28 protein-coding genes and 1 pseudogene are annotated in these 26,280 nt (G+C 66.7%); 15 read left to right on the top strand and 14 right to left on the bottom strand.

Translation table 11 applies throughout. The features are described 5' to 3' along the window. Position 1: 1 nt before the first annotated feature. The 5 genes and pseudogenes from ACTJLD_RS29935 to ACTJLD_RS29915 all read left to right on the top strand — a co-directional run bounded on the left by ACTJLD_RS29935 (position 2) and on the right by ACTJLD_RS29915 (position 3,754). Positions 2–346: a hypothetical protein gene (locus ACTJLD_RS29935; RefSeq protein ID WP_440660347.1), complete on the top strand. Its 345-nt coding sequence runs from the start codon at positions 2–4 to the stop codon at positions 344–346. Further along, complete coding sequence (locus ACTJLD_RS29930) at positions 336–980, top strand: Dabb family protein (protein ID WP_440660345.1); 645 nt, start codon at positions 336–338, stop codon at positions 978–980. Before ACTJLD_RS29935 ends, ACTJLD_RS29930 begins: the two co-directional genes overlap by 11 nt. Positions 981–1,024: 44 nt before the next feature. Further along, entirely contained in the window at positions 1,025–2,017 is a 993-nt protein-coding gene (locus ACTJLD_RS29925; protein WP_440660344.1) for an NADP-dependent oxidoreductase, read from the top strand. 31 nt (positions 2,018–2,048) lie between these two features. Next, positions 2,049–2,924: pseudogene (locus ACTJLD_RS29920) on the top strand (SDR family NAD(P)-dependent oxidoreductase). A gap of 5 nt (positions 2,925–2,929) precedes the next feature. After that, positions 2,930–3,754, top strand: a complete 825-nt coding sequence (locus ACTJLD_RS29915) for an SDR family NAD(P)-dependent oxidoreductase (RefSeq protein ID WP_440660343.1) — start codon at positions 2,930–2,932, stop codon at positions 3,752–3,754. Positions 3,755–3,787: 33 nt separating this feature from the next. On the opposite strand, the gene ACTJLD_RS29910 is transcribed toward ACTJLD_RS29915, so the two are convergent. From ACTJLD_RS29910 to ACTJLD_RS29890, 5 genes are all read right to left on the bottom strand, one after another. Next, positions 3,788–4,036, bottom strand: a complete 249-nt coding sequence (locus ACTJLD_RS29910; protein ID WP_440660342.1) for a hypothetical protein — start codon at positions 4,034–4,036, stop codon at positions 3,788–3,790. Between the two features lie 139 nt (positions 4,037–4,175). Next, complete coding sequence (locus ACTJLD_RS29905) at positions 4,176–5,150, bottom strand: threo-3-hydroxy-L-aspartate ammonia-lyase (protein WP_027791681.1); 975 nt, start codon at positions 5,148–5,150, stop codon at positions 4,176–4,178. A gap of 66 nt (positions 5,151–5,216) precedes the next feature. After that, positions 5,217–5,855 (bottom strand): helix-turn-helix transcriptional regulator, encoded by a 639-nt coding sequence (locus tag ACTJLD_RS29900; protein ID WP_021162168.1) that lies wholly within the window; start codon positions 5,853–5,855, stop codon positions 5,217–5,219. A 97-nt stretch (positions 5,856–5,952) separates the two neighbouring features. Continuing rightward, positions 5,953–6,456 (bottom strand): YbaK/prolyl-tRNA synthetase associated domain-containing protein, encoded by a 504-nt coding sequence (locus tag ACTJLD_RS29895; protein WP_440660341.1) that lies wholly within the window; start codon positions 6,454–6,456, stop codon positions 5,953–5,955. A gap of 316 nt (positions 6,457–6,772) precedes the next feature. Continuing rightward, positions 6,773–6,931, bottom strand: a complete 159-nt coding sequence (locus ACTJLD_RS29890; RefSeq protein ID WP_196494411.1) for a hypothetical protein — start codon at positions 6,929–6,931, stop codon at positions 6,773–6,775. A gap of 187 nt (positions 6,932–7,118) precedes the next feature. On the opposite strand from ACTJLD_RS29890, the gene ACTJLD_RS29885 reads away from it, so the two are divergent. The 3 genes from ACTJLD_RS29885 to ACTJLD_RS29875 all read left to right on the top strand — a co-directional run bounded on the left by ACTJLD_RS29885 (position 7,119) and on the right by ACTJLD_RS29875 (position 9,588). Next, complete coding sequence (locus ACTJLD_RS29885) at positions 7,119–7,436, top strand: TetR family transcriptional regulator C-terminal domain-containing protein (protein WP_440660340.1); 318 nt, start codon at positions 7,119–7,121, stop codon at positions 7,434–7,436. Between the two features lie 141 nt (positions 7,437–7,577). Then, positions 7,578–8,447, top strand: a complete 870-nt coding sequence (locus ACTJLD_RS29880) for a hypothetical protein (RefSeq protein WP_371141208.1) — start codon at positions 7,578–7,580, stop codon at positions 8,445–8,447. 175 nt (positions 8,448–8,622) lie between these two features. Further along, positions 8,623–9,588 carry an alpha/beta hydrolase gene (locus ACTJLD_RS29875; protein ID WP_440660339.1) on the top strand — a complete coding sequence of 322 codons (966 nt, stop codon included), beginning with the start codon at positions 8,623–8,625 and terminating at the stop codon, positions 9,586–9,588. A 90-nt stretch (positions 9,589–9,678) separates the two neighbouring features. Here the strand turns inward: ACTJLD_RS29875 and ACTJLD_RS29870 are convergent, their stop codons facing one another. From ACTJLD_RS29870 to ACTJLD_RS29855, 4 genes are all read right to left on the bottom strand, one after another. After that, a complete protein-coding gene (locus tag ACTJLD_RS29870; protein WP_440660338.1) occupies positions 9,679–11,070 on the bottom strand; it encodes a trypsin-like serine protease in 1,392 nt (463 codons plus the stop codon). Next, positions 11,067–12,467, bottom strand: coding sequence for a hypothetical protein (locus tag ACTJLD_RS29865; protein WP_175863245.1), 1,401 nt, complete (start codon positions 12,465–12,467; stop codon positions 11,067–11,069). Before ACTJLD_RS29865 ends, ACTJLD_RS29870 begins: the two co-directional genes overlap by 4 nt. A gap of 499 nt (positions 12,468–12,966) precedes the next feature. Beyond that, positions 12,967–13,683 carry an EthD domain-containing protein gene (locus ACTJLD_RS29860; protein WP_322072352.1) on the bottom strand — a complete coding sequence of 239 codons (717 nt, stop codon included), beginning with the start codon at positions 13,681–13,683 and terminating at the stop codon, positions 12,967–12,969. A 51-nt stretch (positions 13,684–13,734) separates the two neighbouring features. After that, entirely contained in the window at positions 13,735–14,247 is a 513-nt protein-coding gene (locus ACTJLD_RS29855; protein WP_124532033.1) for a nuclear transport factor 2 family protein, read from the bottom strand. A 212-nt stretch (positions 14,248–14,459) separates the two neighbouring features. Here ACTJLD_RS29855 and ACTJLD_RS29850 point away from each other — a divergent pair, with 212 nt between their 5' ends. From ACTJLD_RS29850 to ACTJLD_RS29830, 5 genes are all read left to right on the top strand, one after another. Continuing rightward, positions 14,460–14,960 (top strand): nuclear transport factor 2 family protein, encoded by a 501-nt coding sequence (locus ACTJLD_RS29850; protein ID WP_027791670.1) that lies wholly within the window; start codon positions 14,460–14,462, stop codon positions 14,958–14,960. A gap of 50 nt (positions 14,961–15,010) precedes the next feature. Further along, entirely contained in the window at positions 15,011–15,877 is an 867-nt protein-coding gene (locus ACTJLD_RS29845; protein ID WP_119337380.1) for an SDR family NAD(P)-dependent oxidoreductase, read from the top strand. A gap of 9 nt (positions 15,878–15,886) precedes the next feature. After that, on the top strand, positions 15,887–16,642 hold the full coding sequence (locus ACTJLD_RS29840) for an SDR family NAD(P)-dependent oxidoreductase (protein ID WP_440660337.1): 756 nt from the start codon (positions 15,887–15,889) through the stop codon (positions 16,640–16,642). Positions 16,643–16,757: 115 nt separating this feature from the next. After that, positions 16,758–17,534 carry a glucose 1-dehydrogenase gene (locus ACTJLD_RS29835; RefSeq protein WP_440660336.1) on the top strand — a complete coding sequence of 259 codons (777 nt, stop codon included), beginning with the start codon at positions 16,758–16,760 and terminating at the stop codon, positions 17,532–17,534. Between the two features lie 525 nt (positions 17,535–18,059). Further along, the gene (locus tag ACTJLD_RS29830; protein ID WP_060170779.1) at positions 18,060–19,925 is read left to right on the top strand and encodes a phosphoenolpyruvate carboxykinase (GTP); all 1,866 of its coding nucleotides are present in this window, start codon (positions 18,060–18,062) and stop codon (positions 19,923–19,925) included. A gap of 97 nt (positions 19,926–20,022) precedes the next feature. On the opposite strand, the gene ACTJLD_RS29825 is transcribed toward ACTJLD_RS29830, so the two are convergent. The 5 genes from ACTJLD_RS29825 to ACTJLD_RS29805 are packed head-to-tail and all read right to left on the bottom strand — an operon-like array spanning position 20,023 to position 23,940. Then, complete coding sequence (locus ACTJLD_RS29825) at positions 20,023–20,931, bottom strand: NAD-dependent epimerase/dehydratase family protein (protein ID WP_060319411.1); 909 nt, start codon at positions 20,929–20,931, stop codon at positions 20,023–20,025. Between the two features lie 58 nt (positions 20,932–20,989). After that, on the bottom strand, positions 20,990–21,826 hold the full coding sequence (locus tag ACTJLD_RS29820) for an SDR family NAD(P)-dependent oxidoreductase (protein ID WP_226186008.1): 837 nt from the start codon (positions 21,824–21,826) through the stop codon (positions 20,990–20,992). A gap of 37 nt (positions 21,827–21,863) precedes the next feature. Then, on the bottom strand, positions 21,864–22,622 hold the full coding sequence (locus tag ACTJLD_RS29815; protein ID WP_027791663.1) for an SDR family oxidoreductase: 759 nt from the start codon (positions 22,620–22,622) through the stop codon (positions 21,864–21,866). 40 nt (positions 22,623–22,662) lie between these two features. Then, positions 22,663–23,520: an SDR family NAD(P)-dependent oxidoreductase gene (locus ACTJLD_RS29810; protein WP_124532045.1), complete on the bottom strand. Its 858-nt coding sequence runs from the start codon at positions 23,518–23,520 to the stop codon at positions 22,663–22,665. Positions 23,521–23,523: 3 nt separating this feature from the next. Next, positions 23,524–23,940, bottom strand: a complete 417-nt coding sequence (locus ACTJLD_RS29805; RefSeq protein ID WP_440660335.1) for a nuclear transport factor 2 family protein — start codon at positions 23,938–23,940, stop codon at positions 23,524–23,526. A gap of 460 nt (positions 23,941–24,400) precedes the next feature. Between ACTJLD_RS29805 and ACTJLD_RS29800 the strand changes: the two genes are divergently transcribed. Both ACTJLD_RS29800 and ACTJLD_RS29795 read left to right on the top strand, forming a co-directional pair. Then, positions 24,401–24,610, top strand: a complete 210-nt coding sequence (locus ACTJLD_RS29800; protein ID WP_027791660.1) for a hypothetical protein — start codon at positions 24,401–24,403, stop codon at positions 24,608–24,610. 281 nt (positions 24,611–24,891) lie between these two features. After that, positions 24,892–26,280: FAD-dependent oxidoreductase (locus ACTJLD_RS29795; protein WP_440660334.1), on the top strand; the 1,389-nt coding region annotated here is incomplete at its 3' end.

The raw sequence follows: 26,280 nt of genomic DNA, 5'->3' as shown, positions 1-26,280 counted from the left end.
AATGATCCAGATCGTAGACGAAATCACGCTCGCGCCCGAGCGCATTCCCGACGTGCTTGCGCTGCTGCGCGACCGCTACCTGCCGGGCCACGCGGCACGCGGGCTGACGGCGGCCGGCCACTGGGTGTCGCCGCCCGTCGCGGTGCCGGGGCAGCCGAGCACGCTGTGGCTGACCTGGCACCTGGCCGATGCGCCGGCCTACTACCGGATGCGTGCGCTGACGAATGCCGACGTGGTCGATTTCTGGATGGCGGTCGACGCGCTGTGCGACGTGCGCCGCCGCCATGTGATGACGGACGCCGATACGCCGCTGCCTGCACTGACGGAGGTCGATCATGCGGCATGACACGGCACAGGTATTCGTGTCGGCGGATCGCGACGCCGATGGCATCGAACGCGCGTTGCACGAAGCGGCACACGCGCTGGCCGGCGCGAAACGCGTGGCGCTGGCGCGCAACCAGGACGGCAGTTGGGGCGCGGGCGACTACACGCTCGACGTGCTGCGCGACGATTCGGCGGCCAATGGCACAGCCGACGGCACGGCGGATTTCGCCGCGCTCGCGCAACTGCCTGGCATCGTACGCATCGACGGCGCCGTGTGCCGCGCGATCGGCGGCGGCCTGCGCGAACCCGCGCTGCGCGACGGCGTGTGGCGCACGCTGATGCTGCGCGTGCGGCCGCAGGCCGGCGCCGCGCAGGTCGCCGCGCTCGAACGCGAACTGCTGAGCATGCCCGCGTACATGCCCGGTATCCGCAACTGGCGCCTGAGCCGGATCGCGTCCCCCGGCGCATGGACACACGTGTGGCAGCAGGAATTCGCGCGCGTCGGCGATCTGCTCGGCGAATACCTGATGCATCCGTATCACTGGGGCTGGGTCGACCGTCGGTTCGACGCCGAAAGCCCCGACTGGACGGTCGATGCGATCTCGCATGCGTTCTGTCCGCTCGCGTCGAGCCTGCTGGCCGATACGGCGGTGTGATGCGGCGCGCCCGTCAAGCTGACACCACCCCTGGAGACACGAAGATGCGAGCCCTGTTGATCGATCGCACCGGTCATTCCGACGCCTTGCGGATGGCCGACGTGCCGGCACCGACGCCGGGCCCAGGCGACGTGCTGATCCGCGTTGCCTTTGCGGGCGTCAATCCCGCCGACTGGAAATGCCGCGAAGGCTACCTCGGCGCATTCATGCAGTACACGTTTCCGTTCGTGATCGGCTTCGACGCGGCGGGCGTGGTCGAAGCGGTCGGCGACGGCGTCGACGGTTTCGCGCCCGGCATGCGGGTGTTCGCGCAGACCGACGTCGGCGCGGGGCGCTGGGGTGCGTATGCGGAATACGTGGCGGTGCGCCACGACTCGGTCGTGCGCGTGCCCGACGCGGTGAGCCTCGCGGAAGCCGCCGCGGTGCCGACACCCGCGCTCGCCGCGTGGGCCGGCCTGTTCGACGACGGCGGGCTGAAGGCCGGACAGACCGTGCTGGTGCACGGCGGCGCGGGCGCGGTCGGCACGTTCGCGATCCAGCTCGCGGTGCAGGCCGGCGCGCGGGTCGCGGCGACGTGTTCCGCGCGCAACCGCGAGACGGTCGAATCGCTGGGCGCCGCTGCAAGCATCGACTATCGCGCGCAGGACATCGCGGCGGCGCTGCGCGCATGGGCGCCCGGCGGGGTCGACCTCGTGCTCGACGCGGTCGGCGGCGACACGCTGCCCGACGCGCTCGACCTGCCGGCACCGGGCGGCACGCTGGTGAACATCATGACGCTCGCACCGGGCGATGCGCAGCGGCTGGCCGCGACGGCCGCCGAAGCCGCCCGGCGCGGCCTGCGCATCGCGATGACCTACAGCCGGATGCCGAGCGGCGCCACGCTCGGCCGGATCGCGGCGCAACTCGAGCGGCGCGCACTGCGCGTGCCGCGCTTCGACCGATTTCCGCTCGAACAGGCGGCCCATGCCCTCGATCTCGTTCAAACGGGCGAGGCGAAAACGAAGCTGGTGCTTCATGTTGCGGATATCGCCGGTTGAGCGGCCCGCACGCCCATCACAGGAGACAACGATGACCGATACCCGAACCGGCGTACTGGCCGGCAAGTGCGCGCTCGTGACCGGTGCAAGCCGCGGCATTGGCCGTGCGATCGCACAGCGCCTGGCATCCGAAGGCGCGACCGTCGTCGTGACGGCGCGCAGCCTCGCGCGATCGGCCACGACCGCCGGCACGCTCGCCGAAACGGTCGCGCTGATCGAGCAGGCGGGCGGTCGCGCGATCGCGCTCGCGGCCGACCTGTCGAACGCGGCCGAGCGCGACGCGCTCGTCGGGCGCGCGGCGCAGGCGGCCGGCGGCCTCGACATCCTCGTCAACAACGCGGGCGTGGCCGACTATGCGTGCGTCGACGCGATGCCGATGACGATGTTCGACACGACGATCGAACACTATCTGCGGATTCCGTTCGCGCTGGCGCAGGCCGCGATCCCGCTGATGCGTGCGCGCGGCGCCGGCTGAATCGTGAACGTCGGCTCGGTGACGGCGCTGCCGCCGCTGCGCCCGTTCGACGATTTCTCGCGTGCGGGCGGCGCGACCGTCTACGCGGCGGCGAAGGCGGCGCTGTCGCGCTTCACGCAGGGGCTCGCGGCCGAACTCGAAGCCGACGGCATCGCGGTGAATCTCGTCGCGCCGAGCACGGCGATCCGCACGCCGGGCGCCGCGCGCTACATCCCCGAAGGCTATCCGACCGAGGATGTCGCGTATCTCGCGGAAACCGCGCTCGCGCTGTGCAGCCTGCCGGCGCGCGAACGCACCGGCCTCGTCACGCACAGCCTGCATTTCCCGCTCGCGCAGCAGCTCGAGGTGCATTCGCTCGACGGCCGCACGGTGCTGCCGCCGCCGGTGATTCCCGCGTACGCGCATCCCCACATCGACCCCACAGGACTCTGATCGACATGACGAACCCGATTCGCTTCGACGGCGGCACCGCCGTGATCACCGGCGCGGCCAGCGGCATCGGCAGCGGGCTTGTACGCCATGCTGCCGGGCTCGGCATGCGCGTCGTGCTGGCCGATCTCGACCCGGCGAAGCTCGACGCATTCGCCGCGACGCTCGACACCGACGTGCTGTGCGTGCCGACCGACGTCAGCCGGCCGGAAGCCGTCGATGCGCTGGCGGAAGCCGCGTGGCAGCGCTTCGGCGGCGTCGACCTGCTGTTCAACAACGCGGGCGTGATGGCGACCGGCTTCAGCTGGGAAATCACGCCGGAGCGCTTCGAGCGCAGCTTCGCGATCAACGTGCACGGCGTGCTGAACGGGATCCGCAGCTTCGTGCCGCGGATGCTCGAACGCAATGTGCCGGCGCGCATCGTGAATACCGCGTCGGTGGGCGGGTTCCTGCCGAGCCCGCTGATGTCGCCTTATTCGGCGACGAAATTCGCGGTGGTCGCGCTGACCGAATCGCTGTACGGAGAACTGAAGATGCTCGGTGCGCCGGTCGGCGTGTCATTGCTTGCGCCTGGCCCCGTGCAATCGGGCATCTTCAACGACCCGTTCGGCGCGGTGCACGACCGGCCCGAAGTGCGCGGCTTCGTCGACACGATGCGCTCGATGCTGAACGCGCACGGGCTCACGCCCGACGCGTTCGCCGAGCGGGTGTTCGACGGCATCCGTGCCGGGCGCTACTGGCTGATTCCGCAACCGGAGACGATCGATGGCGCGCTGCAGCGACGCACCGACGACATCCTGGCCGCGCGCGATCCGTCGTTGCCGTCGTTCTGAGGGCCGGGCGGCAGCGGCGCCCGGCGCGGGCCGTCACATGTGCGTGCCGGAATGCGTGCGGCCGCTCGGGTCGCCGCCGCGATCAGGGGGCGTATTGTTCTGGTCGATCTTCGCGAGCACGAAGCCGGCGTGCGGCAACGCGGCGGGCGAGCGGTGCGTCGCTTGCGCGACGGCGTCGTGCGGCGACGCGGCGGGAAAACCGGATGACGTGACGCCCGGTTGAGCGAACGCCGAAAGGGAAGCGGCCGTCAGGGCGGCGGCGACGATCGCGTGCGTTTTCATGGTGGCTCCTTCACGACTGACTGCGCGACGGATTGCGGGACAACGTAATCAGTCTAGGGCGCGAAACTTAACGCGGCGTGAAGGCGTGATGCGGCGGGATGCGGCGCGGAGGACGGAATGGTCATGCGCGCCGCGATGGTCAGGCCGACGCCGACACCAGCGTGCAGAAGTTCTCGAGATCGACGTTGCCGCCGCTGATCACCACGCCGACGCGCTTGCCCTGCAGTGCGTCCTTCATCCGTCGCACGGCGGCGAACGACAGGCAGCCGGTCGGCTCGACCACAATCTTCATACGCGTGGCGAAGAAACGCATGCAGTCGACCAGTTCCGCGTCCGTCGCGGTGAGGATGTCGTCGACGTCGCGGCGGATGATCGGGAACGTCAGGTTGCCGAGGTGCTGCGTCTGCGCGCCGTCGGCGATCGTGCGCGGCGTGTCGATATGCACGATCGCGCCGGAGCGGAACGATTGCTGGCCGTCGTTGCCGGCTTCCGGCTCGACGCCGTACAGCGTCGCGTGCGGCGACAGCGCGCGCGTGGCGAGCGCGGTGCCCGACAGCAACCCGCCGCCGCCGAGCGGCGTGAATACCGCGTCGAGCGGGCCGACTTCGTCGAACAGTTCCTTGGCCGCCGTGCCCTGGCCGGCGATCACGTCCGGGTGGTCGTAGGGCGGGATCAGCGTGAGCCCGTGCCGCGCCGCGAGATCGCGCCCGATCTGCTCGCGATCCTCGGTGTAGCGGTCGTAGGTCACGACCTTGCCGCCGTAGCCGCGCGTCGCGGCGATCTTCGCGGCCGGCGCGTCCTGCGGCATCACGATCGTCGCGGGAATGCCGAGGATGCGCGCCGACAGCGCGATCGCCTGCGCATGGTTGCCGGACGAGAACGCGACGACGCCGTTGCGGCGCTGCTCCGCGTCGAAGCGCGACAGCGCGTTGAACGCGCCGCGGAACTTGAACGCGCCCATGCGCTGCAGGTTCTCGCACTTGAAGAACACCTGCGCGCCGAGCGCTTCGTCGATCGTCCGCGACGTCATCACCGGCGTGCGGTGCGCATGGCCTTCGAGCCGGGCCGCGGCGGCGGCAACGTCGTCGTACGTGGGGAGAGTCGGAGCGTTCATGGTCGTTTGGGGTCGGAAAGGTCAGTCAACAGGGACGCCGCGCGCACGGCGCGCCGGAATCCGGAATCATTTCGCATCGTTGTAGACGGTCGCGCGCGAGACGCCGAGATGCTGCGACACGATTTCCATCGCGCGGCGCACTTCGAGGAAACCGTCGGCCTTCAGCGCCTGCATCAGCTCGCGGCGCTGGTCGGTCTTCAGTTCGCGCGGCGTCGTCGCGAGGCGCATCGCGAATGCGTCGATGCGTTGCCGGATCGCGTCCGCGCCGGCCGGGTCGAGCGTTTCGGCGACGGCTTCGCCGTCCGTGCTGCAGAACTGGTTCAGCATGCCCTGGAAGCCGCGGAACAGCGTGGTGTCGGCGTTCAGGCACAGCGCGGCCACGTAGCGGCCGGTCGAATCCTTGATGCCGATCGACGTGCTTTTCGCGGTGCGGCCGTCGGCGAAGCGGTTCGGGTAGTTCGCGAGCACTTGCGGGAAATCGTCGTCCGCGATGCGGGCGAGGCCGAGCTCGGTCGCGGGATCGCCGACTGCGCGTCCCGACAGGTTGTTGTGGATCGCGAGAATCGCGTGCTTCGGCGTGCGCAGGTCGTGAACCACGACTTCGGTGAACGGCGCGAACATCGCGCCGAGCCCTTCGGCAATGCGCTGCACCTGTTCGATCAGCGATGCCTGCTCGGACGGCGCCTTGTTCCGGGTGGTGGTCATGGTGGTTTCGCTTTCGGGGTTCGGATCGATGCGACGGCGTCGGGAAACGGGCGACCGGCGGCGGGCGGCGGGCTGCGGGCTGCGGGCTGCGGGCGGGTTACTCGCCGTCCGGCGCTTGCGGCCGCGTGATGTCGGCGAGCAGCGGCTGCGCGATCCGCACGTAGTCGGCCGCGTCGAGTACGACGGAGCGGTCGAGGCGGCCCGCGTTGAATGCAATCTCGGTGTTGTGTTCGACCAGTGCGGGATCGACGACGAGCGTCACGCCGGCGTCGAACACGAACGGCGGCACGGCGCCCATCACGCAGCGCGTGACGGCGGCCGCGAGATCGGGCGGTGCGAGTGTCGCCTTGCGACGGCCGACCGCATCGGCGACCTTGCGGAAATCGATCTTCAGGTGGCCCGGAATCACCGCGAGCGCAGCGGCGTCGCCGCCGTCCTTGAACGTGCACAGCATTGCCTTCGCGCCCTGTTCGGGGCGTGTGCCGCGCAGCGCGGCGATCGCGTCGCATTTTCCTTCGGCCGGATGTTCCAGCACGCGGAATCGTGCGCCGGACGTGTTCAGCAGATCGCAAAGCGTGTCGAAAACGGGGTAGTCGCTCATGTCGCTCCGGGCAGGCAGGGCCGGGGAATCGAGGCGCGCCAGGGGGCGAATGCTTCAGCGTGCCAGTCGATGGATTGTCCAATTATAGACGTTTTGTCATGGGCGTGGCAAAGATGCGTGTGGGCGAGGCGTGGAGGGCGCTACGGGTGGGAAGGGGATCGACAAACAGTTGCGTTGCGCAATGTTGATGAGGGTCGGGGAATTTCCGGCGCGCGGCCCGTTGAAGAATGAGGATTTCGGGCGACAGGAATCGCGACGGGGTTCCGGCGCCAGCGTCATGCCGCCGGCCAGGACGGGAACGCGCGATCCCCCGCCGTTACTTCGTCAATCCTCGCTCCTCCCATCGGTCCCAGGTCTTCAGCGCTTGACGCGCCGCCCTGCCGAACAGGAACGACAGCGTGTCGCTTTTCATCGACATCGATTTGCGGTTCACGATCCAGAAGTCCGTCAAGGCCGTTTGCTTCCCGCTCAGCATGTCTGCGATCGTCCGGCCGTTGAGGTGCGTCAGGGCGACGCCGTGACCGAAACATCCACCCGAGTAGATGATGCGTTCGTCGTCGATGAAACCGATTTTCCGCGACGATGGAAGCCTACGCCAATACGTACGACAGTGTCAGCGCGGACACGTCGCTGACAGCCGAGGGCCGCCTAAAGTGGTCAGGTTGTTGCTCGAGGACGGCAAGCAGCCCCGGACGCAAAGCCTGTTCGTGAACTTCTGGGCACTGGCGCAGACTCAGGAGTTCGCGCGGAAAATGCTCGAAGAGGGATACGGGTTTCAACGGCGCGTGATCGCCGGATTCATCGAGGCCGTGAACCCGGCGCTGTCGCAAGCTGCGCTCGCGAGGCGAGCCGCGCTGGTTACCGCGCAGATCGAGGGGCTCATCGTGTTGATACCGCAAAGAAACCGGTTCCCGTCGGATATCAAGGGGATCGAGGACGATGCGGTGATGGCCGTTCTGGCTTTGGCCAGGGCGCCATGAATTGAATCGCTGCGATGCGGTTCGACGTCTCCGGCATCGGCTCGAGCGGTCGAAGCCCGTCGAGCCACGCGCAGAGACGTTGACGCGACGAAACTTGCTTGAAAATGGCTGGAAACAGGATCTACGAGGAGAACACGGGCAATGTCGATCGGCATGCAGGAAGCGCGCGGAGATGATTCATCCTTTGGGCGGCGAGACTCACGCGCCCGAAGAAGCAGGAAACTCGACTTTTGCATCCAAACGGTGCTGACGCTCGTCCTGGCGCTGGTTGCGCACTGCGCGTTTGCGTCGAGCAACGTGACCGACGACGAGCAGCAACAAGCTGCGTTGCGTACCCTGATGGGCACGGACCCGGCCCCGGCAGACAGTGTCAAGGGTGTCGCGCTGTCACCATGGGCGCATGGGCCGTCGGCTTCCGGGCCGCTTTGGGTCGTGGCCGCATTGGTCCAGCGCCCGACCGAGACCGTCGACGCGGAGTTGTGGACAGGTGTGCTGACCCGCGACGGGCAAGGGTTCCGCCTGCTCGCGAGCGATCGGAGCGAGCGCGTCGATACGTCACCGATGTTATGGAGTGCCTTCCTGGCCATGGACGTCATTCCCTACCGGATCAGCGCGCAGGAAACTGCCTTTGGCGTGCTCTTCGGCAATAACTACACGTCGACCGCGCATAGCGATTCGACCGGGATACTGAGCCTGTACCGTTATCGCGATGGTCGCGTGACGCCCGTCTTCTCCGCGCTAACCGACTGGTCGACCTATGACAAGGACGGGGCTGCGGAATGTGAGGAGAAGAACGACGGAAAACGCGGGAAGCCGGGCGATGCCCGGCGGGATTCCTGTGATGCGGAAAATACGACGGAGACGCATTACGTGCTGTCGTTCAGTCCTCACATGACGAACGGGCACTACGACCTCCTTGTGCGTCCCAAGGGAAAGGCCGGGGCGGGCAAGTCCGCGCGTTTTACCTGGAACGGGAATACGTATCAGCCGCGCCGGTTCACGGGTGACTGACGGGCAAGAGCGGGGCGGCCTCGGTCAATTGCATCGGACAGGTGTCGGCCAGGTACGACGGCTTGAACGAGCCGCTTCCGTCGCTGGCAATTGATCGCGGTGTTGCCAGGACGTCGTGGCCATCCCAGGAAGACGTCGAGGGTTTCATGCGCGGCCAGGGCCGATGGCGACGGCGATGTTCGCGAGCATCACAATGGCTTTCGCCCTTCATTCGAGAGATCCTTTACAAACCATGCAGACGGAAATCGAAGCACCGGGCCCGGCCGGCCCGTTGAAAGGCACGCTTTTGTCCCCGGGTTCCGGCGATGCCCCGGTGGTGTTGATCGTGCCGGGCTCGGGCCCGACCGACAGGAACGGTAACGCGCCGAACGGGATTCAGCCGTCGACCTACCGATTGCTCGCGGAAGGATTGCGCGATGAAGGAATCGCGTCGGTTCGAATCGACAAGCGCGGCATGTACGGCAGCGCGTCGGCGATACCGGATGCCGATGACGTCACGATCGACGAGTACGCGGCCGACGTCCGTTCGTGGGTCGCCGCCATTCGCGCTCGGACGCGAGCTTCCCGGGTGTGGCTGTTGGGGCATAGCGAGGGCGGATGGGTGGCGTTGTCGGCTGCCCGGCAAATGGACGACATCGACGGCCTGATCCTGGTATCGACGGCAGGGCGCCCGCTAGGGCCCGTGTTGAGGCAACAACTGCAATCGAACCCGGCAAATGCGCCGATTCTTGTCAATGCAATGTCGATCCTCGAATCCCTGGAGGCAGGTGAACGGGTAGACGCAGCGAGGATCGACCCGGCACTCATGCCGTTGTTCAGGCCGCAAGTCCAGCGCTTCCTGATGAGCGAGTTGACCCTCGATCCGGCAGCGCTGCTGGCCGGTTACATGAAGCCCGTGCTCATCGTGCAGGGGGCGCGGGATATCCAGGTCGCCGTACAGGACGCGGAACTTCTGAAGCAGGCCAATCCACAGGCGGAAATGGCGCTGATCGCCGACGCCAATCATGTGCTCAAGACGGTTCGCACGTCGGCGCTGCAGGAAAACCTCGCCGCTTATTCGAACCCGGATCTGCCGCTGGCGGATGGCGTGGTGGCGGCAATTTCGGCGTTCGTGCATGCGGCGACGGCGAGTCGGGGCTAGTCGTGGTCGAATCCGGTTCGCTCGTCGCTGCCGGGCGGCAACGCGAATATCAGCAAGTGCCTCTGAACATTTCCCGACGAAATACTGGCATCAACATCCATGAATGTCATTGTGTGCCGCGTCGCATAGAAACTGTCTCGATTCCTCCGTAATGAGAGAGTTGATGCTTGCCTGACCGACGCAATTCGCGGCGCTACCTTGCTGCGCAGGTCCGTCGAACGCACCGGCATAGACCATCCGGCTCACGATGGCGACGAGTTCATGCGTCTCGTTCTGAGCGCCATTGAGATGCCCGGAGAATATTGCGCCTCCTGAATCTCCAATGCAATTGGTGCCGACGCCCGCTGGCTGTAGATATATCCATCCGCCGCTGCCCGGATTCCGTGTCGACTCCGACAAGGAATTCCATCCCAACTGAGGATTGTCGCCGGGAACATCGTTGATCGAACCGGTGAATCCATAACCTATGATCGAAATCGGTGTGTTGACCGGGGGTGAATTTCGAGTCAGCGACACGATGTGTTCAGTCGGCGCTCCGTCATAATCGACCGCCAGAATCGCCTGGTCCGCGACCGCATCGGGTGTAGCTTTCGCCGGCGTGGCGGCCCAACGTGGACTGACGAAGATCTGTGTGATGCCGCGCGCCTTTCGTCCCTTGATAGAGACCGTCGAACCGTCCAGCGCCGTCGTGGAGAACCCGTCCTTCCCGGTCTCGCCGTACTTGTAGAACCGGAGGCGATCGGGCGCAAGCTTCTGATTGTTGGCCTCATCCGTTACGCAATGCGCTGCGGTAATGATCCAGTTGCGGGTCGCCAACGTTCCCGAGCATTGGTATTTTCCGTCCAGGCTGATCGCCACGACGTCATCGAAGCCCGAAAACTCGTAAGGCGTTGCCACGTGGCTGTTGGCTGGATGTATATCGTGTTTGCCGACAAGTGGCGGGACATACTTCGGGTCTTTGCCGGTGTTCGGGCAAATCACCTGAATGTCCGGCCCCCCGAGGTGAAGGGCGGCCAGCGCCGGAATGCTGTACTGCTGCGCCATGCGACGCTTGAGATCCGGATCTACCTCGACGCTTGCCGCTGCAAGGGCCAACGTCGATCGTGAAGAGGCCAGGAGCGTGCCGCAATTACCCGCAGCGTTCGCCAACGTCAGCAGTGCGGCTCGGGTTTTGACTTCATCATCGAAGTCGAGTTTGACATCGCGTGGTATGGTGCCGTTCGCGATCTGCTCGACGTTGACTCGTGTCCGAAGAAACGCAGTCAACGTATTCATCACGGGAGCGGGCAGTACGGCAGATGCGGGCAGTGCCGCGCCCGCTGCATCAGGTTTGCCGAGTGCTCCTGCGACAAGCGGTATGACGGCGTGCGTCACCCGCGCATTCTCATCCGCGGCCTGACCGTGCGCGTTCAGCGATACGGCCGCGAGCAGCGTTGCCGCTGTTGTCAATCTTCTGGGACGCGACGCGCTTTCCGCCATCATTGACATTTCCCCACGACGGTTCCGTTTGCATCGCGGACAGCCTTTTGCGCGCTCAGGCACTCGGAGATGGCCTTGTTGTCATTGGTGACCTTCTTGGCAGCATCCTGCGCCGCGTTCGCCTCGGCGGCGGCTGCATCCGTGCGGGCTTTCGCGCGAGCATCACGCGCCTTCTGGAGCGCATCGAGATCGGTGTTGGCGGTGCTGGCAGCATCCGGTAAGGTAGCGTTCGACTTCAGTCCAAGCTTGTTGATGGCGCCATCCGACGACAGTGCGATCGTCGCGGTTTGAGTCTCGAACATTCTGTTTCGGAGCGGGAGGATCACATAGGAGCCGAGTTGAGGCACCGTTTCTTCGCTCACGTGAAATACACCGTGGGTGCTGTACCCGGACGATTCGGAACCACCGGGCATGGGATTGGGGCAGGCCTCGTCGCATGCTTGCAGGAGGCCGTAGGCAGGCTCGCGAAGGATGATTCCTTGGGTGGACGCGCTATCGATGTTCACTTTTTTCTGCACCACGACCGGGTCGATGCGAAGTTCGGTCCGCAGTGATTTGACGATCACGTCATCCTGTCCGGCCGGAATCTCGATCGTGTCCTCATTCTGGTCTCTATTATTCAGTGCCTTATAACCGCGTGGGGTAAGCCATCTATCCAGGATTCGCCTGGGGTAGAAGTGCCCGGAAATTTCGGGATGTTTAGGATCAGGCGTATCGCTCAGTTGAGGCCGCCACACGAACACCGTGCTGAAGGTCGTGGGGGAATTGCTGTCCGGCGCGCTGGCTGCCTGCGTTGCGGAAGCAGTATCGGTGGCACTGGCAGTTGCGGGTTTCGCGGCACCCTTGGTTTTTCCAGAGCCTTGAGCTTGCGATTTGGCTTGCGCGTTCAAAGCCTTGAGCACGTCGGCCTTGCACATGTCCTGGGTGGTCGGGGGCGCCCCGGCGTTGGTCAGCGTCACACCGCCGGCCAGCGATGCGACCCGTAGCGCGGTTCCAACCAAAGCTGTGATTGTGGGGCCGGTCTTGTCCGCGATCGTGGCATTTATCGACTTCAGCGTCGAATTGTCGAAATTCTCTACCGTCAGATCAGTATCTTTGAAGAAATTTCTGAGCGATGAATAGGGAATGTAGTAACGCTCCGAGGGATCGGGCTGTGTCTCGGACGTGATGGTGATTTGTTTGTTTACCTGGATATGGAGTGATCCATTTTTCAGTAGTTCACACTGAGTGATCGTGTACTTGGCCGAGACGATATATATTTTCTGCGGAAGGGAATAGGGGATGCCGTAAATCGGTGAGGAGTCGTCCGGACGTTTGACTGAATAAACGGAAGTGCAGGACGAAAGAACGAAGGGGACGCTCGAAACAAAAATGAGCCAGGCAGCAAGTTTCTTCGCCATTTTTGACTTCCCCCTTCTTTTTTGGTTTTCTTCAGGACGAAATGTCGTCCGAAATTTGACTGATTGTTAAGGCCGGAGCGAGCAAAAAATGCCGATGTTGAGAGGGAGAATAGGAAACGATTCAGGCTTTGTCTAGAGGAATGGCGATGCGATATGCGTGCTGTCTGGATCGCACGTCTCGATTGTTCTCAGGACGACCTGATAACAAGGGTAAGCCGCGAAGCGAAACGTTGTCGGCGGGCATTCGCACGGGTGACGAAGCGCCTTGGCCGATCATCCCCGGTTCAGGATAACGGGGCTGGCATGTAATCGATATCGTATCGATTGGAACCGTATCCATCTCTGACGCTTCAGGGCGATCGCATAACGCGGGTATAGACATTGGACATTTGGGATCGAAGTAGGCCGGTGCCACGCAATTGCATGCCGCCGGCCCGCAAAGGGACACCACACCGAATTTCACTGAAATGGATCGCCCCCCCCCACGCTCCCCCCGAACTCACCCCCGCACCGCCTTCACCACATACTGGCTCGTCGGTAGCACATCGATCTTGTCGAAGTCGATGAAGCGTCCACAGCTGTCCATCATCTCGGCCACATTGCGCTGGAATTTTTCGTCATCGCCCACCGCATCGAAAAACGCATGCGGATCGGTCATCGCCGCGGCGGGAAAGCATTCCTCGACGATCGCGTCGTAACCGGGCGCCGCATGCGTGAGCGCGCGCACGACAACGTTCTGCACGTACAGGAAATTGTCCTGCGTATCGATCGCGACGCGCGTGTGATGCCCGTGCCACACGTCGAGCCATGCTTCGTGCGTGAGACGCGGCGGCCGCTTCAGGAACGCGAGCTGCGAGAAGCCCGTGGTGCGCTCGCCCGGCCGTGCCGGAAAGCGCGTATTCGGAATCGGTTGCGACTCGGTGACGAGATACGCAGCCATGTGCGGGACGATTGCACGCACCGCGTCGTCGAACGGCTGGCGGAACATCGCGTTTGCGCTATCGACCCACACCGCGACGATCCCGTCGATGCCCGGGTGCGTGTTGGTCTGCTTCAGGCCGGCGGCCGGCGCGACGTCCGCATCCGCGACGTTCACCTGCACGCCGTGCGCACCGAGCGACAGCAGCCTGTCGGCGAGTGGCGCGCGCACGGTGCGGCTCCACTGATCGGGCGCAGCCTGCGCGTCGCGCCACAACACGTAAATGACTTTCTCCATTGCTCCGGCTCCAGAGGGGAATGACGGGATCGGCGGCGTTGCCGCCGGGGTTCAGGAAGCGGTTTCGGGCGATCCGGCCGACGGGTGGGCGTCCGGCGCGAACCGGTTCGCGGTCAGCGTGAACGACGGCGGAATCGGGGACGTGACGGTTTCGAACAGGCGCTCGTGGCGCGTCGCGTGAATGCGCCACGCGCCGTCGCGTTTCACGTACTGGTCGTCGTAGAACGCAGTGCCGTGCAGCAGGTAGTTGTCCTCGAGATTGATCGCGTGATCCTCGAGAAACCACACGCCGCACGCATGATCGGCCGAGACCAGCGTGAGCTCGGGGTGATGGCCGTGATGCATCGTCAGGAAGGTCGGTTTGCCGATCAGCTCGCGCAGGCTCGACACGAATGCGTCGCGGCCCTCGTACACGTAGCGGCCGCCATACAGGCGGGCCTCGCAGTCTTCGGTCAGGCAATCCGCGAGCAGCGCCCAGTCGTGCGTGTCGACCGCGCGGAAATACCGGTACTTCAACTGTCGGATCTGCTCGTACTCGTGGAGCGTGCGGGTCGTGTCGTCCATCGCCGGGTCTCGTGGTGGTGTCGTTCGATGGTAGGAACGAAGCCGCCTGCATCACATCGTCTGTTTGGACGAACGCGCCGTCCGCATGCGGCGGGCGCTGCGCGGACGAATCGCCGGTTTCATCCGAACGGGTGATGGCCGACGCGTCGCGCGGCGGTAACGTGGCATCGACGCGGCCATCGAACCGCGCCGGCACCGAACAAGGAGACAGGATGACCCTCATCGAATCGCTGGAAGCGCGTGTGCGCCGGCTCGAGGATGCCGACGCGATCCGCCGGCTGAAGGCGCGCTACTTCACGTGCTGCGACCGCAAGGATCCGCAAGGGATGCGCGACTGCTTCGCGCCCGGACACGTGCACATCGACTACGGCCGCATCGGCACGTTCGACACGCGCGACGCGCTCGTCGACGTATTCGTGCAACTCGGCTGCCATCCGCACATCGTCGAGATGCATCACGGCGTGAATCCCGAGATCGACGTGCTCGACGACGTGCATGCGCGCGGCACGTGGGGCCTGCACTACCAGATGATCGACACGAACGCGCGAACGCTCACGCAGCTCGGCGCGTACTACGACGACGAATACCGGAAGGTCGACGGCGAATGGAAGATCGCGGGCACGCGCTGCGTCGTCACCTCGACGCTGTCGGCCCGTTACGAAGGCGATGCGCCGGGCGTGCTGTTCGCCGGTGCGCAGCCGCCGGCCGCCTGACGCACGCCAGCGCCTTGCACATGACGCACATTCCACAGGAGACATCGAACATGACACAGAACCACGATGCGCCGGTCGCCGTCGTGACGGGCGCATCGCGCGGCGCGGGCAAGGGCATCGCGCGCGCGCTCGGCGCCGCCGGCATGACCGTCTACGTCACGGGCCGCTCGCAGAACGAAGGCGACGCACCGCTGCCCGGCACGATCCACGAGACCGCACGCGAGATCGATGCGCTCGGCGGCCGCGGGATCGCGGTGGCGTGCGACCACGCGGACGACGCGCAGGTGAAGGCGCTGTTCGAGCGCGTCGAACGTGAAAGCGGGCGGCTCGACATTCTCGTCAACAACGCGACCTACCTGCACGATCAACTGATCCTGCCGGGCCCGTTCTGGGAGAAGTCGCTCGACCTCGTCAACATCCTCGATGTCGGGCTGCGCTCGGCCTATGTCGCGAGCTGGCACGCGGCGGCGCTGATGGTGAAGCGTCGCAGCGGGCTGATTGCGTTCACGTCGTCGTTCGGCGCGAGCTGTTACATGCACGGGGCGGCCTACGGCGCGCAGAAATCCGGTGTCGACAAGTTCGCGAAGGACATGGCCGTCGACCTGAAGCCGTTCGACGTCGCGGCCGTGTCGATCTGGATGGGCCCGCTGCGCACCGAGCGCACGACGCGCGTGTGGGAAGAACACCCGGATCTGTACAAGGAATTCTCGCTCGTCGCGGAAAGCCCGGAATTCACGGGCCGCGTGATTCACGCGATCCATGGCGATCCGCAGCGCATGGCGTGGTCGGGGCAGGTGCTCGTCGGCGCGGAAGCCGCGTTGCGGTACGGCATCGCCGATCTCGACGGCAAGCAGCCGCCGTCGTATCGCGAACTGCTCGGCGGGCCCGTGCAGGCCCATCCGGCGATCGTCGCCTGAGGAGCGCACATGGGCATCCTGAAAGGCAAGGTCGCGCTCGTGACGGGCGCGGGGCAGGGCGTTGGCCAGGGCGTCGCGCAGGCGCTCGCGGCGGAAGGCGCGCACGTCGCGGTAGTCGGTCGTACCCGCGACAAGCTGCTCACGACCTGCGAGGCGATTCGCGTGCGTGGCGGCGTGGCCGAGCCGTTCGTGTGCGACGTGATGGACGCCGCGCAGATCGTGGCGTGCGTCGACAGCGTCGTTGCGCGCTTCGGCGGCGTGCAGATCCTGATCAACAACGCGCAGGTCGTGCCGCTCGGCCGCCTGCTCGACGTAACCGATGCGGATTTCCTCGCGGGGCTCGAGTCGGGGCCGATCGCGACGCTGCGCATGATGCGCGCGTGCCATCCGCACCTGAAGGGCGACGGCGTGATCGTCAATTTCGCTTCGTCGGCCGCGGTGCGCTGGGATGCGTCCGGCTACGGCGCGTACGCGGCGACCAAGGAGGCGATTCGTGCGCTGACGCGCGCGGCTGCCTGCGAGTGGGGCGTGGACGGGATCCGCGTGAATGCGGTCGCGCCGCACGCGTTGTCGCCGGGCCTGAAAGGCTGGGTCGATGCGAACCCGCAGGAAGCCGCCGCGTTTTTCCGCACGATTCCGCTCGGCCGCGTAGGCGACTGCGAGCAGGACATCGGCCGCGCGATCGTGTTTCTGGCGAGCCGCGACGCTGCGTATCTGACGGGCGCGACGCTGCCGCTCGACGGCGGGCAGGCGTACTGGGGCTGACGGCGGCGGCTGACGGCGGAGGCGCGCGGCACCGGCCGCGTGCCGATCATGATCCGGCAAGTGCGTGCACGTTTGCGCGCGGCGGCCGGCAAACCGGAATCGAAGAGAGGACGACATGGGTCGACTGGACGGAAAGGTAGCGATCGTCACGGGCGGTGCGCGTGGCATGGGCGCGGCGACGTGCCGGCTGTTCGTCGCGGAGGGCGCGCGCGTCGTGATCGGCGACGTGCTCGATGCGGAGGGCGAAGCGCTCGCGCGCGAGCTCGGCGACGCGGCGCGCTTCATGCGGCTCGACGTCGCCGACGAAGCGAGCTGGGTGCGCGTGACCGAAGCGACGGTCGAGCAGTTCGGCCGTATCGACGTGCTGGTCAACAATGCGGCCGTGCTGACGTTCGGCGGCATCACCGAGCTGTCGAAACGCGATTTCGAGCGTGCGGTCTCGATCAACCTCGTCGGCACGTTCGTCGGGATCCGGACGATCGCGCCGCGCATGATCGCGCAGAAGCGCGGGTCGATCGTCAACATCTCGTCGGTGGACGGGCTGCGCGGCGTGAACGCACTGGCCGCGTACGTGTCGAGCAAGTGGGGCGTACGCGGGCTGACGAAGGTCGCGGCGCTCGAACTCGGCCATCAGGGCGTGCGCGTGAATTCGATTCATCCGGGCGGCGTGAACACCGCGATGTCGAACCCGACCGGCGCGCCGCTCGAGGAAATCAACAAGCACTATGCGAACGTGCCGCTGCAACGCGTCGGCCTGCCCGACGAAATCGCGCGCGCGACGCTGTTCCTCGCGAGCGACGAAGCGTCGTACTGCAACGGCGCCGAACTGGCCGTCGACGGCGGGATGGCGGCAGGCGCGTATTACCCCGGATTGCCGGGCGCGCCGTTTTGAGCGGGTGGGCCTGCCGCACGTTCTCGTCGGATGTTTGTGTACGCAACCTAATTCAGGGTTTGCCTGACTAGCGAAAACGTGAATTCGCACGGCCCGCGCGCTCGCTGGCTAAACGCGGGCGCGGCGGGCCGGATTTGCCGCTTCCGCGAAACCCTTGTTGGACGGCCGTCCTGGCCGTTTCGTCCCCCGAAACGCGCGCAATGGCGTTGTAAAAATAATTCACAGGCAACTGGCGTGCCGGATCGCCGACATGGTTGTTTCTTGTTGCAACGCAACGTTTGCCAAATAACGGCGATGGTATGCTGGTCGCCATGGAGTTGTACGGCAGGTTGCTTGCATGGCGAAACTCGCGTTCGCACCTTCTAACGAGACGTCACCTTCTCTCGCACGCATCGCGGCATCGACACGCGCTCCGCTCGCGTGTCCCGTCCTGCGCGCCGCCGCACTCTGCGCTCCAATCGCATCCCCATCTCGCGGGCTCGCCCCGCATCCCCCATCCTCGCCCAATAATCTGGAGACACCCTCATGTCGCAAAACAATCTGGCCGAAGCGACACACGGCCCGCTGATCGCTCCGCCGGCTTTCGTCAAACATCGCAAGCTGATCGACTGGGTGGCGCGCATCGCGGCGCTCACGGAGCCCGAGCGTGTCGTGTGGTGTGACGGTTCGCAGGAAGAATACGACGCGCTGTGCCAGGAGATGGTCGATCAGGGCACGCTCAAGCGGCTGAACCCGGCGAAGCGCCCGAACTCGTATCTCGCGCAATCCGATCCGTCGGACGTCGCGCGCGTCGAGGATCGCACGTTCATCTGCGCGGCATCGCGCGACGACGTCGGCCCGACCAACAACTGGATCGCGCCCGCCGAAATGCGCGAGACGCTCAACGGCCTGTTCCGCGGCTCGATGCGCGGCCGCACGCTGTACGTCGTGCCGTTCTCGATGGGCCCGCTCGGCTCGCCGATCGCGCACGTCGGCGTCGAGCTGTCCGACAGCCCGTACGTCGCCGTGAACATGCGGATCATGACGCGCATGGGCCGCGAGGTGTACGACGTGCTGGGCGAGGACGGCGATTTCGTGCCGTGCGTGCACAGCGTCGGGCATCCGCTCGAAGCCGGCCAGCAGGACGTTCCGTGGCCGTGCAACCCGGTCAAGTACATCGTGCACTTTCCCGAGACGCGCGAGATCTGGAGTTTCGGTTCGGGCTACGGCGGCAACGCGCTGCTCGGCAAGAAGTGTTTCGCGCTGCGTATCGCATCGACGATGGGGCGCGACCAGGGATGGCTCGCCGAACACATGCTGATCCTCGGCGTGACGTCGCCGGCCGGTAAGAAGTATCACGTTGCGGCCGCATTCCCGTCCGCATGCGGCAAGACGAACTTCGCGATGCTGATTCCGCCGCAGGGTTTCGATGGCTGGAAGGTCACGACGATCGGCGACGACATCGCGTGGCTGAAGCCGGGCCGCGACGGCCGACTGTATGCGATCAACCCGGAAGCCGGCTTCTTCGGTGTCGCGCCGGGCACGGGCGTGAAGACCAACCCGAACGCAATCTCGACGCTCACGGAAAACGTGATCTTCACGAACGTCGCGCTGACGGAAGACGGCGACGTGTGGTGGGAAGGGCTGACCGACACGCCGCCCGCGAAGCTGACCGACTGGCAGGGCAACCCGTGGACGCCGGAGATCGGCAAGGAGACGGGCCGCAAGGCGGCGCACCCGAATTCGCGCTTCACGGCGCCGGCCGCGCAGTGTCCGTCAATTGACGACGACTGGGAGAACCCGGCCGGCGTGCCGATCGACGCGTTCATCTTCGGCGGCCGCCGTTCGACGACCGTGCCGCTCGTGACCGAGGCGCGCGACTGGGTCGAAGGCGTGTACATGGCCGCGACGATGGGCTCGGAGACGACCGCCGCGGCGGTCGGCCAGCAGGGCATCGTGCGCCGCGATCCGTTCGCGATGCTGCCGTTCTGTGGCTACAACGTCAGCGATTATTTCGCGCACTGGCTGAAGCTCGGCAAGCAGCTCGAAGGCGCCGGCGCGAAACTGCCGAAGATCTACTGCGTGAACTGGTTCCGCAAGGATGCGAACGGCAAGTTCGTGTGGCCGGGCTTCGGCGAGAACATGCGCGTGCTGAAGTGGATGCTCGACCGTCTCGAAGGCACGGGGGGCGGCGGTGAGCATGCGTTCGGCGTGTCGCCGGCATACGAGGACCTGCACTGGGACGGCCTCGATTTCACGCGCGAGCAGTTCGACGCGGTGACGTCGATGAACGCCGACGAATGGCGTGAGGAACTGAAACTGCATGCGGCGCTGTTCGACATGCTGAAGCTGCGCCTGCCGGCCGAAATGACCGACACGATGAAGAAGATCGAGCAGCGTATCGGCGCCTGACGGCCCGCATCGACGTTGTCGTTCCGACGTCCCGCCGCCGGCATTTGTTGCCGGCGGCGGGACGTTTTTGCATTCGCGCCGCACACGCGCCGTTTGCCTACTGCGCGCGGCAATGCGCAACGACTTCATCGACCGCACGCTGCACATCGCCGCGCCGGTAGCGCAGCAGCGCGCTGTCGGCGGGATCGGGTTCGTACGACACGACGTTGCCGCGCCCCGTGTAGATCGCGATGTCGGGCAACAGCGGATGCTCCTGGTCGAGCGACGGGACGTCCCGCGGATTGCCCGCCGCGCGGAAGAAGGCCGCGAAGTAGTCGGCGAAGCTGAGGTTCTCGTCGCCGACGAGGTAGGCCTTGCCTGCTTCGCCGCGCTGCAGCGCGCCCCAGATCGCTTCCGACAGCGATTGCGTCGAGATGAAGTTGCTGCCGCCGGCCGGCCCGAACACGGGCAGCCCCGCGAACTGGCCTTGCGCATAGCCCGTGTAGGCAGCGAACATCTCGTTGCGCAGCCCCGGCACCGATCCGACGACGAACGGCGCGTTGACGCTGCATACGGCGAACGACTGCGTCGCGAGCGCGCGGACACGTTCGTCGGCGAGATGGCGCGAGCGCACGTACGGCACCGTGTCGACGAGCGCCGGCGCGACCTGCGGATAGAAGCTGCCGACCAGCACCGCGCGCTTCACGCCCGCGTCGCGCGCGAGCGCGAAGAAGCGCGGCACCGCGTCGACGTTCGCGCGCTCCCAGTGCGCGGCTTCGTCGGTGCCGGGCGGCAGGTGGCGGATGTCGTTGCCGGCCGCGAACACCACCGCGTCGAACGGCGCGAGATCGTCGCGCGTGAAGTTGCCGGCCACGTAGTCGCGCAGCAATACGTCGAACTGCGCGAGCGCGCTGCCGGGGGCGGGGGGCTTGCGTGCGGCGAGCGTGACGGGGTTGCCCTGCGCGTGCAGGTGCAGCGCGGCATGGCCGCCGATGAGGCCGGTGCCGCCGACGATCAGGATCTTCATGGTGTCTCCGGTAGCGGCGCTGTCGTGCCGCGTGAAATGAACAGGCGGGCGGTGCCGCTCAGAAATTCAAGCCGTTGCCCGTGACGACGGGCATGTTGGTCCAGAAGCCGTTCGGGTCGCGATACCAGCCGGCCGCCGCGAGCGCGCCGCCGTCGACATGCAGCGTCGTGCCGGTGACCCACGCGGCGAGCGGGCTCGCCAGGAACAGCGCGGCACCCGCGATATCGCCGGCCGCGCCGAAGCGCCCGAGCGGGATCCAGCGCGGGATGTGCCCGCGATGCTCGGCCGCGACCATCGCGCTGACGGGCACCTGCGGCGTCTCGGTGGTTTCGGGGGCGATCTGGTTCACGCGAATGCCGGCCGGCCCGAGTTCGAGCGCGAGGCTTTTCGTGAAGCCGGTCAGCGCGGCCTTGAACGACGCGTACACGGTGCAGTTCGGAATGGCGCGAAAGCCTTCGATCGACGACACGCCGACGATGCTGCCGCCCGCGCCGCGCTTGCGCAGCAACGGCAGCATCGCGCGCGTGACGACGAACACCTGGCGCAGGTTCGCGTCGAACAGCCGCGCGATGTCGTCGTCGGTGCAGTCGTCGAACGGTTTCGCGATCTGCAGGAAGTCGCCCACATTGTTGACGAGCACGTCGAGGCCGCCGAAGCGCGCGTCGACGGTTCGTGCGAACGCATCGACCTGGTCGCGGCGCGTGACGTCCACGGTGCCGACGAGCGCGTCGACACCCGCCGCCTCGAGCGCCTGGCGCACGTCCTGCGCGCGGGCCGGGTCGATCTCGGCGACCGCGACGCGCGCGCCGGCCGCGCCGAACGCTTCCGCACACGCACGGCCGATGCCCGCGCCGCCGCCGGTGACCAGCACGGTCTTGCCGTTGAATGAAATCATCGATGAACTCCTTTGAACGGGAGGGCAGCGCGTCGCGTCACAGCGACGACACCAGTTGCGCGTTGTCGATCCGCAGCTCCGCACCGTTCACGAAACGCGATTCGTCGGACGCGAGGAACAGCACGAGATTCGCGACGTCCCGCGGGTCGCACATGCGTGCCATCGGATCGCTGCCGATGCCGAGCGCGGCCGGATCGAGATCGGGCATCAGCGCCTGCGTCATCGGCGTCCAGATCCCGTCCGGATGGATCGAGTTGCAGCGGATGCGGTAACCGCTGCGCTTGCAATGCACGGCGACGCTGCGCGCGAGCGCCGTCACCGCGCCTTTCGACCCGGTGTATGCGCACATCATCGGCAGCCCGCCGAGCGCGGCGACCGACGACATCATCACGATCGAGCCCGGCGTGTCGTTGCCCTTCATCGCGCCGATCGCATATTTGCAGCCGAGGAAATAGCCGTCGGCGTTGGTGCGCATCACGCGGCGCCAGGTGTCGAGGCTCGTGTCCTCGATCGAGCCGACCGGGCAGATCGCCGCGTTGTTGACGAGCACGTCGAGGCGGCCGAAGCGGTCGAGCGTCGATGCGATCGCCTGTCGCCAGCCGTCCTCGTCGGCGATGTCGTGGCGGACGAACAGTGCGGCGTCGCCGATCTCGCGTGCGAGCGCGCGGCCTGCGTCCTCGTCGATGTCGGTCAGCACGACACGCGCGCCTTCGGCGGCGAGCAGCAGCGCATCCGCGCGGCCGACGCCGCTTGCCGCACCGGTGACCAGCGCGACCTTGTTTGCGACTCGATTCATGGTCGGTCGTATTCCCTTGACGTTGAAAGAGGGCGGGCGCTCATGCGGCGCCCGGTGCGCGGCCGGCCCTGATCGCGTCGAGCGCGGCCGTGCCGTAGATCTGCGCGATCGTGTCGTCGACGCGCGGGTTGGTGCGCAGTTCGTGGCCGCCGTCGACCGCGAAACTCTGGCCGGTCACCCAGCCCGACTCGGGGCCCGCGAGATAGCGCACCGCATGCGCGATCGCTTCCGGTTCGCCGAGCGTGCCGAGCGGGATCTGCTCGAGAAAACTATCGACGAGCGCGCGGTTGTCGAACATCGGCGCCGTCGCTTCGGAGCGCGTGAGGCCCGGGCGCACCGCGTTCACGCGGATCTTCGCGCCGGCCAGTTCCTCGGCCGCGCCGCGCACGAGTGCTTCTAGCGCAGCCTTCGCGGTGCAGTACGCGGACAGCCAGCGGAAATTGATCTGCGCGGCCGTCGACGAGATGCAGACGATCGCGCCGCCGCCGCTGTCGGCGAGCCGCGGCGCGGCGTGACGGATCGCGGCGAATGCGCTGTGCAGGTTCAGGTCGATTTCGGCGCGGAAGGTGTCGGCGTCGTGCAGCAGCAGCGGCCGGAAACTCGCACCGCCAACCGTCGGCACGACGATGTCGAGGCGATGGTCGAGCGCCCACGCGCAGTCGAGCGCGGCCTGCAGGTCGCCTTCGTCGCAGGCGTCGCCCGCATGGATCGCGACGCGGCTGCCGGGCACCGCGTCGGTCAGTTGCCGTTGCGTGCGTTCGAGCGCGTCGCGGCGGCGGCCCATCAGCACGACGGCCGCGCCGTCGGCGACGAGCGCGTGCGCGCAGGCCGCGCCGATGCCGCCGGCGCCGCCCGTGACGAGTGCGGTGCGGCCGTCGAGAGGAGCAGCGGTGCGCATCGTTCAGCCCTCCAGCGGCAGGTCTTGCGACCAGTCGACGTGCAGCGTGCGCGCGGCGAAACGCCACGTGCCGCCGTCGAACACGCAGCGGTCGCGATAGCGCAGCCCCCAGTCGAGCTTGCGCTTCACGCCGTCGCGCACGTAGACGTGGCAGGCGACGCCATAGGTCTCGACGTCGGCCTCGCCGCCGTCGAGCGTCACGAGCTGGTTGTGCACGTGATGCTGGGTCGCTTCGTAGTGCTCGATCACGCGCATGCCCGTCACGATCGCGTCGCGGTCGTAGAAGCGGAAGCCGGGGCCGGCGAGCTGCGCATCGGGCGTGAAGAGGGCGGTGAGTCGCGGCCAGTCGCGCCGGTCGACGGCTTGCGCGTAGCGGCACGCCAGTTCGTACAGCGCGTGGCTGGGATTCGAATCGGTCATGCAGTGCTCCCGTGGAAGAACGGAAAGAGTCGGCCGCGCCGCGAGTGCGGACGCGGCGGCATTGCGACGTCGAGGCGAAGGTTCGCATCGGACCGATGGCGACTCATCATCCATACGGAGCAGGGCGAGGGTCGGGGAAAACACCGGGGCCGGGCGCCGCGTGCCGCACGATCGCGCAAGGTTGTTGCGGCGCAGCGACCGGCGTGCGACAGGCGTCTGACGATTGGCGCGGCCGGCCGCGACGGGCGCGCAACGCGCCGCGTCTCCTCCGCGTGTGCGAAGCCATTGCGCACGATGCTGCGATGCGACACGCCGTGCGCCCGCCGCTCAGCGTTTGCCCCTAGTCGAAATGGACGATGGCCGGCGGCCGGGCGCTGGCTACCGTGCAGTCATCCGGTGCCGCATGCGATGCACGCCGGACACGAACCGCACGAGCGGACAACCGGAGGGGACGACGATCATGAGACTGACGACTCGCAAGCTGTGCGTACTGGCGATGGGCACGTTCGCTGCCATGGCGATGGCGCGATACGGCGCCGATCAGGTTCCGTCGCCGCCGTATGCGGCCGGCATCCTGCAATGCCGCTCGGTCGACGCGAACGGGCTGCCGGCCGGCTGCGTGCCGATCGATCCGTCGCACTTCGGTTTCGCCGCGCTGCGCGGCATGTGACGTCGGCGCGGCTGCGCGCCGCGCAGGCCGGAAGCCGTGGCGGCGCGATGGCGTACCAATGCCCTTCGCCGCGACCACGTCGGAATCATCGCGCGGGCCGATCCGTTTGACGCGCATCGCGGCTTCAACCGGGCGCGGGACGCGTGTGTCGCGCACACGCACCGTCGCATGCCCGTCCCGGCATCGCGGCGACATCGGCAACGGGCCGCCTGTCCGGCCCTCGCCGCATCCGCCGCTTTCCATCGCTTTCCTCAGGTTTCCTACACGTTGACCCATTCCTCATGTCATCCGACTATTCCCTGACTCACCCCCTGAACATTCGCGACGTGCATCGCTGGGATGCCGAACACGATGTCGTGATCGTCGGCTTCGGCGCGGCCGGCGCCTGTGCGGCGATCGAAGCCGCGCGTGCCGGTGCCGACACGCTGATCGTCGAGCGCGCATCGAGCTACGGCGGCACGAGCGCGCTGTCGGGCGGCGAGATCTACCTCGGCGGCAGCGGCGGCACGCCTGCACAGCGGCAGGCCGGTTTTACCGACGACACCGAGGATCTGTACCGCTACCTGATGCTGGCCGGCGGGCGCGACGCCGACGAGGCGAAGGTGCGGCTCTACGCGAACGAAAGCCTGGCGCACCACGACTGGCTCGTCGCGCAGGGCCTCACGTACAAGAACATGTTCATTGCCGAGCGGATCGTCGAACCGGAGACCGACGATTGCCTGATCTGGTCGGGCAGCGAGGAAGCCTGGCCGTTCAGCGAGGCCGCGAAGCCGTGCCCGCGCGGGCACACGCCGCAATGGCCGGGCTGGGGCGGCGGGCAGATGCTGATGCGGGTGCTGGCCGAACGCGTGGCGGCGCTCGGCGTCGCGACGCGTTACGACACGCGCGCGCTCGCCTTGATCGTCGACGACGACGGCGCGGTGCGCGGCGTCGTGCTGCGCGCGTATGGCGAGACGGCATGCGTGCGTGCGCGTCGCGCGGTGATCCTGTGCGCGGGCGGTTTCGCGATGAATCGCGACATGGTGCGCCGGCATGCGCCGCAGTTCCTGCGCTCGGATGAACCGATCGGCAGCCCCGGCGACGACGGCTCGGGCATCCTGCTCGGCCAGAGCGCGGGCGGCGCGGCGATCCACATGGACCAGGGCTTCGTCAGCCTGCCGTTCTACGCGCCCGAATCGCTGATCCGGGGAATCTTCGTGAACGCGCGCGGCCAGCGCTTCATCAACGAGGACGGTTATCACGGCCGCACGGGCCATCACGCGTTCCACCAGGCCGGCGACCGCATCTACCTGCTCGTCGACCAGGCGACGTACCGCGAGCCGCCCGCGATTGCGCGGATCGGCATCGCGGCGGCCGGCGAAACGTGGGAGGAAGTCGAACGCGACCTGGAGATGCCGGCCGGCACGCTGACGGCGACTGTCGACGTCTACAACCGCCATGCTGCCGAAGGCGCCGATCCGCTGTTCCACAAGGCCGAGAAATGGCTGCAGCCGCTGATCGAGCCGCCGTTCGTCGCGCTCGATTGCCGGATCGACTACGCGTTCTATCCGCACTTCACGCTCGGCGGGCTCGACACGCTGCCGACCGGGCAGGTGGTCGACGCGGCGCGCGCGCCGGTGCCGGGCGATGCCGAAGCCGCTCGACCCGTTCACCGACGGATTGCCGCCCGC

It is taken from the genome of Burkholderia sp. 22088, assembly GCF_052045915.1.
Taxonomy (GTDB): domain Bacteria; phylum Pseudomonadota; class Gammaproteobacteria; order Burkholderiales; family Burkholderiaceae; genus Burkholderia; species Burkholderia cepacia.
The sequence above is the reverse complement of the archived record's forward strand: the minus strand, read 5'-3'. Positions and strand labels throughout refer to the sequence as shown.